This is a genomic window from Paraburkholderia sp. 22099 (genome assembly GCF_052045835.1).
GTDB classification, from domain to species: Bacteria; Pseudomonadota; Gammaproteobacteria; order Burkholderiales; family Burkholderiaceae; genus Paraburkholderia; species Paraburkholderia terricola.
This window is the reverse complement of sequence record NZ_JBQEPU010000019.1, coordinates 52,167-66,238: the sequence shown is the minus strand read 5'-3', so window position 1 is coordinate 66,238 and position 14,072 is coordinate 52,167. Positions and strand designations below refer to the sequence as shown.

At 60.6% G+C, this 14,072-nt stretch carries 10 protein-coding genes; 8 read left to right on the top strand and 2 right to left on the bottom strand.

What is annotated here, in order from left to right; translation table 11 throughout:
* The first annotated feature begins 81 nt into the window (after nt 1–81).
* The 6 genes from ACTJLC_RS19040 (at nt 82) to ACTJLC_RS19015 (ending at nt 8,766) form a co-directional block, all read left to right on the top strand.
* The gene (locus tag ACTJLC_RS19040; RefSeq protein WP_235004804.1) at nt 82–2,427 is read left to right on the top strand and encodes a polysaccharide biosynthesis tyrosine autokinase; all 2,346 of its coding nucleotides are present in this window, start codon (nt 82–84) and stop codon (nt 2,425–2,427) included.
* 64 nt (nt 2,428–2,491) lie between these two features.
* Nucleotides 2,492–3,607 (top strand): glycosyltransferase family 4 protein, encoded by a 1,116-nt coding sequence (locus ACTJLC_RS19035; RefSeq protein WP_073427497.1) that lies wholly within the window; start codon nt 2,492–2,494, stop codon nt 3,605–3,607.
* Nucleotides 3,608–3,610: 3 nt separating this feature from the next.
* Nucleotides 3,611–5,071: a hypothetical protein gene (locus tag ACTJLC_RS19030; protein WP_440844864.1), complete on the top strand. Its 1,461-nt coding sequence runs from the start codon at nt 3,611–3,613 to the stop codon at nt 5,069–5,071.
* A gap of 77 nt (nt 5,072–5,148) precedes the next feature.
* Entirely contained in the window at nt 5,149–6,159 is a 1,011-nt protein-coding gene (locus tag ACTJLC_RS19025; protein WP_073427499.1) for a glycosyltransferase family 2 protein, read from the top strand.
* A 39-nt stretch (nt 6,160–6,198) separates the two neighbouring features.
* Nucleotides 6,199–7,512, top strand: a complete 1,314-nt coding sequence (locus ACTJLC_RS19020; RefSeq protein ID WP_073427500.1) for a lipopolysaccharide biosynthesis protein — start codon at nt 6,199–6,201, stop codon at nt 7,510–7,512.
* 51 nt (nt 7,513–7,563) lie between these two features.
* Complete coding sequence (locus tag ACTJLC_RS19015; RefSeq protein WP_073427501.1) at nt 7,564–8,766, top strand: glycosyltransferase family 4 protein; 1,203 nt, start codon at nt 7,564–7,566, stop codon at nt 8,764–8,766.
* On the opposite strand, the gene ACTJLC_RS19010 is transcribed toward ACTJLC_RS19015, so the two are convergent.
* Entirely contained in the window at nt 8,667–9,377 is a 711-nt protein-coding gene (locus ACTJLC_RS19010; RefSeq protein WP_084561354.1) for a phosphatase PAP2 family protein, read from the bottom strand. The genes ACTJLC_RS19015 and ACTJLC_RS19010 overlap by 100 nt on opposite strands.
* Before the next feature lie 46 nt (nt 9,378–9,423).
* Nucleotides 9,424–10,722: an O-antigen ligase family protein gene (locus tag ACTJLC_RS19005; RefSeq protein WP_073427503.1), complete on the bottom strand. Its 1,299-nt coding sequence runs from the start codon at nt 10,720–10,722 to the stop codon at nt 9,424–9,426.
* A gap of 368 nt (nt 10,723–11,090) precedes the next feature.
* Between ACTJLC_RS19005 and ACTJLC_RS19000 the strand changes: the two genes are divergently transcribed.
* The gene (locus ACTJLC_RS19000; RefSeq protein WP_073427504.1) at nt 11,091–12,605 is read left to right on the top strand and encodes a mannose-1-phosphate guanylyltransferase/mannose-6-phosphate isomerase; all 1,515 of its coding nucleotides are present in this window, start codon (nt 11,091–11,093) and stop codon (nt 12,603–12,605) included.
* A gap of 41 nt (nt 12,606–12,646) precedes the next feature.
* Nucleotides 12,647–14,023 (top strand): undecaprenyl-phosphate glucose phosphotransferase, encoded by a 1,377-nt coding sequence (locus tag ACTJLC_RS18995; RefSeq protein ID WP_073427505.1) that lies wholly within the window; start codon nt 12,647–12,649, stop codon nt 14,021–14,023.
* Nucleotides 14,024–14,072 lie beyond the last annotated feature (49 nt).

Here is a 14,072-nt window from a genome sequence, read left to right as displayed (position 1 = left end):
TCGAAACGTGCCTCGTTGCTCTCCGGTAGTTCATTACCGCATCACTTACGTTCGACAAATAAACATGTGAGGAATACGCCGGTGGATTACTACCATCAAAATTCGCTCCCTCACGCCGCTGTCACGGAACGCGGTCAGCTCACCGCGCGCGAGATGTTGAATCTGATGCGCGATCACGTTTGGGAGATCGCGGCCACTACCGCGATATTCCTGATGCTGGCGGGACTTTATCTACTCATCGCGCCAAAGATCTACTCGGCCGATGTTCTCGTACGCGTCGACCCGCCCGAGCAAAACGCGCTCGGCATTGCCTTGCAGAACCAGGAGACGCTACCGCCTCCCGCACCATCGCCCGTGACCGAAATGGCTGTCATGCGCAGCCGTTCGGTATTGGGGCCTGTCATCGAGCGATACCGGTTCGACGTCAGCGTCACGCCACAAGCCATTCCACTACTGGGCGACATCGCCGCGAGGTTTGCCACGCCGGGCAAGCCCGCAGCGCCGTGGCTCGGATTGAAGTCGTTCGCATGGGGCGGAGAAAGCGTTCAGGTCGGCGCATTGAAAGTTCCGCGCGATCTCGAAGAGGAGAAGCTCACGCTCGTTGCTCTCGAAGGCGGCGCGTACGAATTGCGCGCTCCATCAGGCGATCTGCTCGTCGAAGGCAGGGTAGGTGCGGTCGCGAACGCAAACGCAAACGACGTGTCGGTGCTCATCAAGCAACTGGTCGCGCGGCCCGGAACCCGGTTTACGGTGATTCGCTGGAACGCGCTCGACGCCCTGAAGCGCTTCGACGACCTTGTGAAGGTGACGGACAAGGTGAAGGATTCCGGTCTGCTTGAAATCGAGTACTCGGACAAGAGTGCGTCGAAGTCCGCGGAAGTGGCGAACGCATTGGGACGGCAATACCTGGCAACCGCCATCGCCAGCCGTCAGGCGAACGACACGCAGACGCTCGCATTCATCAACGGCGAACTCCCCAGGTTACTGGCTGATCTGAAGAAGACCGAGGCTGCGCTGAAGAGCTTTCGGTCCAGTTCACAATCCATGCAGCCCGGTTCCGAAGCCCAAGCCTACTTGCAAGGCGGTCTCGACCTCGATAAGCAGATTGCGGGCTTGCAACTGCAGCGGACCCAACTCCTGGATCGCTTTCAACCGGGTAGCCGCTGGGTGCAGAGCATCGATACGCAACTGGAGCAATTGAAGGCCGCAAAGGCGCAATTCGATAACCGCTTTGGCGGAATGCCCGCGTCCGAGCGCGAAAGCGTGGATCTGCTTCGCGCGCAGAAGGTTGCCGAAACGATCTATCTGGGCATGGTGCAGAAAGCCGAGCAATTGCAGGTCCGGCGTGCCAGCACCACGGGTGGCGCGCATATCGTCGACCCGGCGATCGTACCGTACCGGCCTGTGAAACCCAAGCCCGGCGTCGTACTGCCCGCCGGCCTCGCGCTTGGCGTGGTGTCGGGCATGCTCCTCGTCTTCATGCGTCGCCACGTGATGATCGGCGTGACGGATCCGCAGTACGTCGAACGTCGCCTGAGCGTGCCGGTGTTCGGCGAGATCCTGTTTAGCCAGCAGCAAGCGCTGCTCAATCCGAATTCATCAGGCGCTACCCGCAAGCCATTGCCGGCGGGCGGACGCAGCAGTTTGCCGTTTCAGCGAGGCGGAGCCCGCCTCGAACCGCTCCTTTCCGGAAACCGGGTCGATGCGGCGGATCCGTTCAGTACAGGCAGCAATCGGATTCTCGCGGCGCGCTTTCCGCATGATCCTTCGGTCGAGGCGCTGCGCGCCGTGCGAACCGCGATGGCGCGTGAGCTCGTGCATACGCCCAACAATGTGGTGATGGTCATCGGGCCGACGCCGTCGGCGGGCAAGAGCTTCGTGGCGGCCAATCTGGCTGTCCTGCACGCCGAGATCGGCGCCCGCGTCGTTCTGATCGACGCCGACATGCGCCGCGGCCACCTCGCGTCCTTCTTCAAGCAAAGCAATCGTGAGGGTCTCTCCGAAGTACTCGCCGAGCGAATGCCCTTGCGCAACGCAGTGCGGCGCACCTGTATCGACGGGGTGTCTTTTCTCGCCTGTGGCGCGCGCCCGGAGAACCCCGCCGCCCTGCTGATGAAGCCGCATTTCAAGGAGGTGCTGCAGCGGCTCGGCAATCAATTCGACCTGGTCATTATCGACACGCCGCCGTTTCTCGCGGTGACGGACGCCTCGATCATGGCGAGCGAGGCCGGCGCTTCGTTGCTCGTTCTGCGCTCCGGGATGCAGAGCGAGGAGGAGATTGCCGACACGGTGAAGAAGATGGACCGCTCGGACGGGCGCATCGCCGGTGCGGTCTTCAATGGCATTCCGCTACGGCCCAGCACGCGGAACTATGGCTATCCGACTAACTATGCGAGCGACTTCGGCGACGTGGAAACCACGAAATGACATACGTGGGCGAGTAGGGACATTGTCGTCAGAGTTCTTGTGACTGCGTAAAACGGAGAGTGCCATGCCCTTCGCAATCAATGGAAAGTTCACCTCGCAGCCGATCACCGGTGTTCAGCGAGTCGCCTATGAATTAACGAGAGCCATGCAGATGCGCGCACATCCGGGCGATGAAGTGGAGGTGTTCGTGCCGCAGGACATCATCGAACCCGGCGCGTTGCTGAAGCGGCAGCGGCGCCTGCCGTGGCTGCGCGGCACGCTTTGGGAACAGATCACGCTTCCGCTTGCGGCAAGAGGCGTGACGCTTCTGAACTTCTGCAATACCAATCCGGTTCTGAAACGCCGGCAGATCGTCATGGTTCACGATATGGCCGTGTACGACGTGCCTCACGGGTTCTCGCGCAAGTTCCTGCTTTGGTACCGGTTCTGCTTTGCGATGCTGCCGAGAATGGATCCCACGATACTCACCGTGTCGATGTTTTCGAAAGCGCGGATTTGCGAACACCTGAAGATTGCCGAATCACGCGTCTCGGTCGTCACGCCGGGCGCGGATCATCTGGATCGCGTTGTCTCCGACGCGTCGATAACCGAGCGGCTAGGACTCGAGAAGGACGCCTATTGCGTCATCGTGGGCAGCCTCGATGCCCGCAAGAATCTTCAGCGCGTGCTGGATGCCGTTGGCCGGCTCAAGCACCGGCGCGACATCAGGTTCGTGGTGGTCGGCGGAAGGAACCCGCGTATTTTCGGCAACGGCTCCGTCTCGAGTTCAACGAACGCCGAGCAGGTGACCTGGGCCGGATTCGTTTCCGACGGGGAATTGAAAGCACTTTATGGCAACGCGGGCTGCCTCATATTTCCGTCGCTTTACGAAGGGTTCGGCTTGCCGCCGCTCGAAGCCATGTACTGCGGATGCCCGGTGATCGCCTCGACGCGCACCTCGATACCCGAGGCATGTGGAGACGCCGCGATGTACTGCGACGCGACGTCGGTGGATGATATTGCCGAAAAGATTTCCCTGATGATGACGGACGATGCGCTGCGGCAGCGTTACCGCGCCAAGGGCCTGCTTCACGCAAGGGAGTATCGCTGGGATCGTTCGGCGCAGAAGTTGCTGGACATCCTGCAGGGTCGGACGAGCGACAGCCTCGCCTCGCTTGCACCGAACGTATCGGCGGGTTAATCGATGCTGACGAGGTGGCGACGTTATCAAGTCCGCAATGTGTCGGGAAGGCGCCGGGCGTTGTCGAAGCTGGCAGCGCTTGCGGCTGCGATGCTACCGCTCGCGCGCCCGACGGCGTCGTTTGCGGCCGTTGCCGACTCGCAGTTGCAAGCAAGCCGCGGCAGGCGGATCACAGACATGCTTGGAACCAACGGCTGGGCCGGATCGGCGAGCGACCTCGCCATGTGGCGCGAGATGGGACTGACGTGGGGCCGCGATTCGGTCGGCCCCGGCCAGCCCGATTCGCCGCGCGACCCCATGCGTGTCGACAGGACGGGCGTTCAATACAACAGCGAACTGCCGCCTGTCGTGATCCGCAATAACCGCAATGGCGTGCGCTCGCTGCTGCTGCTCGCCTATACGCCCAAATGGAATGCGTCGGTGCCGGGCGACTCGAAATCGGCTCCCGTCGATGTGGACGCGTGGAAGCGGTACGTCGACGCGGTGGTGCGCAAGTACTCCGCGCCACCCTACAATCTGCGCCACTTTCAGATCTGGAACGAGGCGGCGGGCAAATTGTCCGGCGGACAAGTGCAGGCATCGTTCTGGCACGGCCCGCATTTCAATGAGGATCGGAAACTGTCACGGCCCTACGAGCGCGCCATGCAGGACTATGTCGAGCGAATCCATCTTCCCGCCGCGCGAATCATTCGCAGCTACGGCGCCTATGTCGTTTATGGCGGCTGGCCGGACCAGGGCGGTCTCGACAATTTCCGCCAATGGCTCGAATACAGAAGTCCGCTCTATGACGAGCGAATGCTCGACCAGGTCGATTACATCGACACCCATTATCTTCCTGTCCACGAGCTCGATCCGCTTTACGAGCAATACGTGAAGCACGGTCCCGCCCGCGGCATCTGGCAGACGGAGATCGGCGATACGTACATGAAGGATCCCCACTACTTGCCGCGCTACTTCTTCGAGTTTGCGGCGTGGGCGCTCGATCGCGAGTGGAACGACCCGAACAAGTACGTATCGATGATTTATCACTGGGATGGTTACGAGCCTTTCCGTCTGACGCATCGCGGTCCGCCGGCGCGCACTTATAACGTATCGGGACAAAGTCTCGTGGTGCTGCGCCGGACCGTCGCGGGATCGCTGCAGCGCTTTCCGGCACCGCTTGCGTTCGGCGGCGATACATCGGGGACGGCAGTGCTGTCCGACAGCGATATCGTGATTCAGGTCAGCGCCGCGACCGGTTGGCGAAGCGTCACCGCGACCGGCGTGAAGCCGCCGGCTGCCAGAACGGCAACCGTTGAAATGATCGACGGCCTCACTGGCGCACGGAGCGACGGCGAGAACATCGCGTTGACGTGGAAGGACGCGACGTTGAATGTCCGCTTCAAGGTGCCGTCCGAGGTGAACGGACCGCTTGCGAAGCCCCCCAGACATCTTGCATATATCGTGGTGCGTCGCGCGGCATAGGCATTTGAATCGGCGAAGCGGAGGCTGGAACCCGCGATTGCCGGCCGATTAAACTCTTTACAGAGCATTGCGAGATCATGGACAGAATCACAATAGTCATCTGCAACTACAACTACGAGCGGTATCTCGCCACGGCAATCGACTCGGCGCTGCAACAGGACTATGCGGCAACGCACGTGATCGTGATCGATGACGGTTCGACCGACGGCTCGCGCGCAATCATCGAAGGCTATGGCGACCGGATACAGTCGGTGTTCAAGAGCAACGGCGGCCAGGTGTCGGCGTACAACCATGCGGTCGAGATTGTCGATGCGGAGTTCGCCATCTTTCTCGATTCGGACGATCTGCTGTATCCGTCCGCGGCGTCGGAAGTGATGCAGGTGTTCGGCACCGGCGACTGGGCGAAGGTGCAGTTTCGCCTTGACGTGATGGACTCGGCCGGAAACACGACCGGCGCTTATGTGCCGAACTCCTCCGCTCCGCGAAATTGCGACACCTTGTTGCGAGGCGGCTGGCTCTATCCCTCGCCGCCTGCTTCGGGCAACGCTTATCGGGTAAGCGCTTTAAAACAGGTGTTTCCGATTCCGGAGGCGATTGCCGACCGCTACGGCGCGGACTTCTATGCGATCTACGGAACGGCCCTGGTGGGTCCGGTCGCGGACATTCCGAAATCGCTGGGCGGTTATCGCGTCCACAACACGAAGAGCTCGAACGTCTCGTTCGCCAACTCGGAGCAGATCAACAAAGCGCCAAAAGCCTTCACCATGCGATGGCAGATCCTGAGAACGACCGCCGCGTCCCGATTGCAGATCGATCTTCCAGAAGCGTTTTACGACTTCTCGCATGAGAAGGCGCTGTTCTGCTCGGGCGTCTATCACGCACCGGTTGCGACGCGGTGGCGCTGGATGATGCGCGACTCGCACGATTATCTGCATACGATCGTGGCGAACCCGTTCTGGAGCCTGAAGAAGAAAGTCGGCACCCTCGTTCTGTCGTGCCTCTGTCTCGTACCGTACTCGCCGCTGTCCGACTTCGTGGTTCGCTACATCAACAACCCGCTCGCCCGCCGGCGAGCGGTTGAGCAATAACACCTGGAACAGCGGTTGCATCGGCCTGAAGGAGGCGGGATGGATCGACGAAAACACGTCAATATCATCGCATTCGTGTATGGCGGCTATTTGATGAGGTATGTCTACCTCATCATCGTGGTGCCGTTTTACGGACGCATACTCGGTGTGGCGGAGTACGGTCGCGTTCTGGCGGCGATGTCGCTGATGAACGTCATCTGGATGCTGGCTAGCTACGGCTTTACCTTTGTCGGCATGCGCGAGGTATCGAGAGCGCAGTCCAACGGCGAATGCAACAGCATTTATTCGCTGCATACCAGCGCACGTCTTTGTCTCGGGCTGCTGGGGGGATGCGTCGGCATCGTCGCCACGATGTGTTCACCGGTCTTGTCCGAACGACCGCTGATCGGTGTGCTCGCCACGCTGCTCGGCGTCGTCTCCGCGCTCAACCTCGGCTGGCTGTTTCAGGGGCGTCAGCACTTTCGCACGCCGATCATGATCGAGGTGTTCGGCTTCGCCTTGAGCCTGGTGCTGGTTCTGAATCTGGTGAAGGGCCCCGCCGACTCCGAATGGGTGCTGGCAAGTCTGTTGATTGCAGGCGTGGCCTCGATGATCATTTCATATGGGCTGACCACCTGGCAGCTCGGACTGCCGCGTTTAAGGGCCGCCGGCATCGTACCGCTGATCCGCGGTTCGACGATGCTGTTCTGCTATTCGTCGGGTTCGGTGGTGCTCACGGCTTCGTCCACTTATCTGCTTACGTTGTTGTCCACGCCGGCGCAGGTGGGGTACTTCGGCGCGGCGGAGCGCTTCGCGACGATCGGGTTGAGCCTGATGGGACCGGCGGCGCAGGTGTTCGTGCCCACCATATCCGCGCAACTCGCGCGAGGCGACAAGGATGGCGCGCATGTCACCACGCGGCGCGGCGCGGCGTTGCTCATGGGCTACGGGTTCATTGTTCTGTGCGGCGCGCTGACGTTGTCACCTTTCTTGCTACCCCTGATCCTGGGAGCGGAGTTCGAACCGAGCGCCCGTGTGCTGCAGTGCTTCGCATGGATGTTCCCATTTGCCGCGTTCAATGAATTCGTCGCGTTCTACGTGTTCGTGCCTCGCAAGAAAGACCGCTTGCTGGCGATAGCCGGCGCCGTCTCGGGAGTGGCGAATCTCGCGGCGGCGCTCTATCTCGCACCGCGCTATGGGGCGATCGGTATGGCATGGGCTCGCGTGATCGGAGAAGCGACGCTGTCCGTCATGCTGATGAGCATCATGGTTCGCCTCGAACTGGTCGGACTGGTTCCCGGCGGGCAACGGGCGCTCGGTATGTTCAGACTGGCATGGGGTGCTCGCGTGCCGCCGGGCGCCAAGGATAAGTAAAAGGTTCTTTCCGACGCGTCGTGCCGGGTTGTGCTCTCAACGGAGGTCGAAGTGAAAGTCGCTATTGTTCACGATTGGTTGGTCGTTTCGGGCGGTGCTGAAAAGGTGCTCCAGAACATCATCGAGTGCTTTCCGAAAGCGGACATCTTCGCCATTGTCGACTTCATGGAAGACCGTGACTGTGTGAAGGGCAAGTCCGTCGAGACGTCGTTCATTCAGCGCCTGCCCTTTGCCCGCAAGCGCTACCGCGGCTACTTGCCGCTCATGCCGCTGGCGATCGAACAGTTGGACCTGTCCGGTTACGACCTCGTTATTTCCAGTTCCCATGCGGTGGCCAAGGGCGTGCTTACCGGCCCCAACCAGGTTCATGTGAGCTATGTCCATTCGCCCATTCGCTATGCGTGGGATCTTCAGCATCAGTACCTGAGGGAGTCGCACCTGACACGCGGCATGAAGTCCATGATGGCGCGGGTGCTGCTGCATTACATCCGCGGATGGGATTCCCGCTCGGCGAATGGCGTCGATTACCTGATCGCCAATTCGAGGTTCATCGCTCACCGCATCAGGAAAGCGTATCGACGCGAAGCGACGGTTATTTATCCGCCTGTCGACTTGAAGAACATGACGATGTCCGCCGAGAAGGAGGACTTCTATGTGACGGCCTCGCGCATGGTTCCGTATAAACGTATCGACCTCATCGTGCAGGCGTTTTCGCAGACCCCCGAACGGCGGCTGGTGGTGATCGGAGACGGCCCGGAGATGAAGAAGATCAAGGCCGTCGCCGGAGCGAACGTGACGATCCTCGGACATCAGCCCATCGACGTTCTCGTCGATCATCTCCGGCGAGCGCGGGCGTTCGTATTCGCGGCGGAAGAGGACTTCGGCATTTCGGTGGTGGAAGCGCAGGCATGCGGAACGCCCGTTATCGCTTTCGGCAGGGGCGGCGCGCTGGAATCCGTCGTGGGTTTGCCCGCGGAGCGGCCGACCGGGGTCTTTTTCCATGAACAGACCACCGAATCGCTGTTGAGTGCCGTGGTGCGATTCGAGCGCAACGCGTGTCTCTTCGATCCGGGCGAGTGCCGGAGAAACGCCGAGCGATTCTCGTCTGAGAATTTCAAGGCGGCGCTGACCGGTTTTATCGAAGCGCGGCTTCCTTATAGCTTCGTCGACCAGTTTGTTCCATCACGTCCCGGCGACCGCTCCGTCGAGCCCGCGCCGGCCGGCAAGCGTCGATTCTCGACCGTGGTCTCGTGAAAGTGGAATGGATGACGGCGCGGGTGGAGATAGGTGGCGAATGCAAGCGTATGCCGATGGATTGCGGGCGAATGCCTTTCGATCAACCGTTGAAGCGGAGTCGTGTGCCCGTACGCCAGCGCTGCAACCAGCAGAATGCTGAGCGCCGACCAGAGCGGCGGGAACCGCTCCACGTCGACATGACGCGCACCGCGTAAAAAGATCAGCGCAACGGCGACTCCTATTACCCAGCCCGCAAAGACTTCGGGTAGCGAGTGCGAACCGTTCAATACCCGCGACATGCCGGTAAGAAGCCCGACGATCAGACCCATGACGACTCCGGCTGCGGGCGGTAGACGCCACCACTTGAATTGCAGCGTAAAGACGACGATCCATACGGACGTCGAGAGCATGGCGTGTCCGCTTATCACGCGGAAATGAGAAGCCGGGAAAGACAGGCCCCACCCCGCGTGGAGGATCTTCGTGGCGCCTACGATCGACATGCCGACTGCCAAGGCCAGAAGCCAGCGGTATGCCGCGCGCACGTCGAATAGCGCGATCCAGATGCCGCAGGTCAGCGCCACGGGCAACGTGAGCGCGGCGTCCCCGAGATTGGTAAACATTCGCCACATGGCGTCGTCGTTTCCTTCGTTGTTTGCTTTTGTCGCCCCGTCCGGGCTACGGACGGTTATTCGGCACGAGTGGCGCGGCGCCGCGCCGCTGCCGCGTTATCGTTGGGTCGCCTCGTCGTGTTCGATACACCGGCGGTCCGGACGTGGGGGCGGCCAACGGCCGCGATGCGAGCAGTAGCGAAATGACGAGAGAAAGAATCAGGACATTCGACGGCGACACCAACCGGTGTTCCGTTGCCGCCATCACGAGCAGGCAGACCGAGGCGAGCTCGACGAACCGGAATGCCACGAAGTTCTGCACACCGGCCATCAACTCGGCGTTGGCCGCCCCTCTGCGGCTCCATTCAATGAGCTTCCAGAAGAAGTTCAGCATCAGGCCCAGTCCCACCACGCCCATTTCCGCCAGTAAATTCAGGTAAGAGTTGTGCGCATGAGAATCGCTGTGTTCGACGGTCACGTCCGACGGTATTCCCAGGAGATCGAAGTAAGACACGACGTGGCCGATCTGATCGTCATACGAACCGAAGCCGAGCCCGACCACCGGGCTTTGGCGGAAGTACGCCAGCGCGCGCGGCCACAACCATTCGGATCGCGTGTCGAGGTTGGCGACCTTCGCGTCCTGGTTATGGATGTTGAAGCTGTAGCCCATGTAGTTGACGTTCGGCTCGGTATGAATGAACGCAATCGCCACCGAGCCGGCTACGAGGCAGCCCATCAGCGTGCCGAGCATCCAGCGCTTACGGCCAAAATACAGATACGGGAGCATCACCAGCGCACCGAGCAACGACCCGCGGCTATAGGTGGAAAAGAGCATCAGTCCGTTCATGGCGAGTAACGCCAGAATCAGCTTGCCGCGTTTTTGCAGGTAGCACGCGGTGCCGAGACAAAACAGCATCGCAAGAAAGCCGCCCGCCGCGTTACGGGCGATAAAGTAGCTGCCGAAGCTGTTGTCCGGATGCGTGAAGATGCTCAGCAGCCCGTTTTGCAGAATGTAGTAGGCGTAGGGCGGCACATTGATCGCCACGGCGAAGATAAAGAACGTTCGCAAGACCTTGTTGAGATCCCAGCGGTGCGCATAGAGGCACCCGGCGAAGATCGGGGCATAAGAGACGAAGAAATTGCCGTCGCGCCGGTAAAACTCGAATTCGATGAGAGAGCGCGGGTCGTAGAGCAGCGTGGAGATGAGAACGAATAACGTGAAGGCAGTCAGGGCCGACATGAAAGCCGGGTAGCTTCTACCGAAGAAACGCCACGAACATAAAACGATCGGTAAGAATCCAGCCGCGCTCACCGGAAGCAGATTGGTCACTGTCAGGAATAGCGCCAACAGGGATATATAAGCCATTGCGACTCCATCGAGAGCATACGGATGGCCGGTAACGAACAGGGCAACTGGCAGCGGGCAGCGGGTGCGCGAGACCGTCGGAATCCTATCTTTGGAAGTTCACCAACCACGCGGTGCGTTGACTCGAAGTTATCACGGCTCGGCATTGATCTCCAAACCTGCTTCTACTTTGCGCGCACCTATGACGGCCTGCCAGCTACAACGCGCAAACGGATCGCGTGGACACGGCCAAAGTTTCAACGGTTCGCGCCACGCATGCTGTGGTGCAGCGTAACGTGCCTATCATTGAATCGAGTAACGCCCACCGCGTTTCGTGGCGGCATTCGAAGTTCGGATAGCCAACGGATACAACTTTGCAGGGGCTTTAAATGGGCAATGTCACGCTGGAAGTCAATGCTTCGTCTGTCGAGTTGGCCAATGACACTGCAGCCGCGTGTTCGCGGATGGTTCCGGTGATCCTGGCCGGTGGCTCAGGCACACGATTGTGGCCCGTATCGCGCGAGCAGTTTCCCAAACAACTGATCGATGTGATTGGTGACAAGACGCTGCTTCAAGCCACCGTATCGCGAATGGACAATTTCAAGGGACGGTGGGAAGTCGCGCCGGAGCCTGTGATTGTCTGCGGGGCGGAGCATTACTTCGCCACTTACGAGCAGACTCGTGACAGCGGTGTCAACGCGCGCATCATCGTCGAGCCCGCTCGACGCGATACCGCGCCGGCGTTGACGCTGGCCGCATTGACCGCAACCGCCGAGGGCCACGACGCCATATTGGTCGCGATGCCCGCGGACCACGCGATTGCCGATCTCGACGCGCTGCATCGCTCGATCGCGATCGCCGCAGGCTATGCGGAGGGCGGCGCGATCGTGACATTGGGCGTGCCACCGGCTCGCCCGGACACAGGCTTCGGCTATATCCGGCTTGGCGCAGTGCTGCAGGACGGTGCCTATCTGATCGATCGCTTTGTCGAGAAGCCCGCTGCCGAACTTGCGGCTCAGTACGTCGAGGCAGGAAACTTCTGGTGGAACAGCGGCATCTTTGTCGTTCGTGCTTCGCTATGGCTCAAGGTGATCAAGCGCTTCCAGCCCGACATGCACACGGCTTGCGCGCAAGCGCACGAGCATGGAAAAAAGGCGGAGGGTTGCGTCATTCCCGCCGCGGTGGAGTTCTGCCGCTCGCCATCCGATTCAATCGACTACGCGGTGATGGAGCGCCTGGGCAAGGCGGATTCCCCTTGCCTTGGCGTAGTCGTGCCGCTGGAGGCCGGCTGGTCCGATCTCGGCTCATGGGACGCGGTGTGGCAAGCAATGCAAAAAGATGAATCCGGCAATGCGGGAAGCGGCCGGGTGTTGTTCGAAGGCGCGACGAGCACGTATGCGCGCTCGCAGGGCGGGCGGCTTCTGGCTTGCGTGGGTACGACCGATCTGGTTGTGGTCGAGACGGACGATGCGGTGCTGGTTGCCGATCGCGCGCATGTGCAGGACATCAAGGGTCTGGTGTCGCGGATCAAAAGAGAGAAATCGCCCGAGGCCGAGGCGCACAGAAAAGTGCGCCGTCCGTGGGGCTTCTACGATTCGATCGATCACGGCGATCGCTTCCAGGTCAAGCGCATCGTCGTGAACCCCGGCGCGCGTCTGTCCTTGCAGATGCATCACCATCGCGCGGAACATTGGATCGTGGTGAGCGGAACGGCGCTCGTCACACGAGGCGACGAGCAGCTTCTTCTGAGCGAAAACGAATCGACCTACATCCCCCTGGGTGTGCGCCACCGTCTCGAGAATCCCGGGTGTGTCCCGCTGCAGATCATCGAGGTGCAGTCGGGCGCCTACCTCGGCGAGGACGACATCGTGCGATTCGACGATAAATACGGTCGTTGCGGCTAACCGGCCGGTATGAACAATGCGCGTGCTCTGGGAGCGTTGCAATGCGGGCAATCATTGGTTTACTGGCAAGATCGTTCGATGTCGCGGTAATCGTGGGGGGCGCTTTCGTCGCGCTGATATTCCGTTTCGACGACATTTCCCAGCACAGTTTCTACATGGCGTTCGTCGCCTTCGCCGCGGCGTTTTCGCTCGCGGTCTTCCCCGCGCTCGGCGTCTACGAGTCGTGGCGCGGGCGCTCGAAGTGGGTGCTCGCGGGGCAGGTTGCGCTGGCGTGGCTGATCGTTCAGGCGTGCGCGATGGCGTTGATGTTTTCACTGCATCGCATCGACTTCGTGTCCCGTTTATGGTTCGCGTATTGGACGGGCCTGTCAGGCGCCGCGATGATTGCCGGACGCATCTTGACGCATAGCCTGCTCGGCCGTGTTCGACACGCGGGATTGAATTTGCAGCATGTCGCCATCGCGGCATGCGGCGAGCACTGTGAAGAAATCATTCAAAAGATGGAGGCAAAGCAGGCTGCCGGATTCCGCGCCAAGGCGCTTTACAACCTGGGCGTTGGCGGCCGGGTGACATCGTCTGTCGCGGTGTTCGACCAGCACGCGGCGTTCGTCGACTATGTCCGTGAGCAGAAGATTGGTGAAGTTTGGCTGGCTCTGCCATTGAGCGAGGAACGCGCGATTCTCAAGCTGGTCGACGAGTTCAGAAACGATCTGATCAATATCCGTTTCATGCCTGACGTGCGCGCGCTTGCGTTGTTCGAAGGAAGCATTACCGAATTGCTGGGCGTTCCCACCATCAATCTGGCGGCGCCGCCGCTGCCGCCGAACGCCATGCTGATAAAGGAGCTGTTCGACCGGGTGTTTGCTTTCGGCGCGCTTGTCGCGGTGTCGCCGATCCTGCTTGCGTGCGCGATTGCCGTCAAGCTGAGTTCGCGGGGGCCGGTGTTCTTCAGGCAATGCCGTAAAGGCGCCGACGGCAGGGTGTTCACCATCTACAAATTTCGTACGATGCGCCTGCACGAGCAACAACAGGGTGTTCTGAAACAGGCGACTCGCGACGATCCCCGCATCACCCGCGTGGGCTCGTTTCTGCGTCGAACCAGCCTGGACGAATTACCGCAATTCTTCAACGTGCTGCGCGGCGACATGTCGGTGGTGGGTCCCCGGCCACACGCGCTGGAGCACGACGATCTCTATCAGAACATCGTGTCAGGCTACATTCACCGATACAGGATCAAGCCGGGCATTACCGGTTGGGCGCAGATCAACGGCTTTCGCGGCGAAACCGACCACATCGAAAAAATGGAGGGGCGCGTGGCACACGATCTGTACTATCTGCGCAACTGGTCGTTCGGACTGGACGTCAAGATCATTCTTGCGACGATATTCAAAGGTTTCCATCACCGCAACGCTTATTGAGCCGCCTTATCGAAGATCATGTACGCGCCGTTGGCGTTGTTACGGCATT

Coding starts and splice junctions, on each gene's coding strand:
- ACTJLC_RS19010 (WP_084561354.1), bottom strand. CDS start 9,377: ATGTGGCGAATGTTTACCAATCTCGGGGACGCCGCGCTCACGTTGCCC.
- ACTJLC_RS19020 (WP_073427500.1), top strand. CDS start 6,199: ATGGATCGACGAAAACACGTCAATATCATCGCATTCGTGTATGGCGGC.
- ACTJLC_RS19030 (WP_440844864.1), top strand. CDS start 3,611: ATGCTGACGAGGTGGCGACGTTATCAAGTCCGCAATGTGTCGGGAAGG.
- ACTJLC_RS19005 (WP_073427503.1), bottom strand. CDS start 10,722: ATGGCTTATATATCCCTGTTGGCGCTATTCCTGACAGTGACCAATCTG.
- ACTJLC_RS19025 (WP_073427499.1), top strand. CDS start 5,149: ATGGACAGAATCACAATAGTCATCTGCAACTACAACTACGAGCGGTAT.
- ACTJLC_RS18995 (WP_073427505.1), top strand. CDS start 12,647: ATGCGGGCAATCATTGGTTTACTGGCAAGATCGTTCGATGTCGCGGTA.
- ACTJLC_RS19000 (WP_073427504.1), top strand. CDS start 11,091: ATGGGCAATGTCACGCTGGAAGTCAATGCTTCGTCTGTCGAGTTGGCC.
- ACTJLC_RS19035 (WP_073427497.1), top strand. CDS start 2,492: ATGCCCTTCGCAATCAATGGAAAGTTCACCTCGCAGCCGATCACCGGT.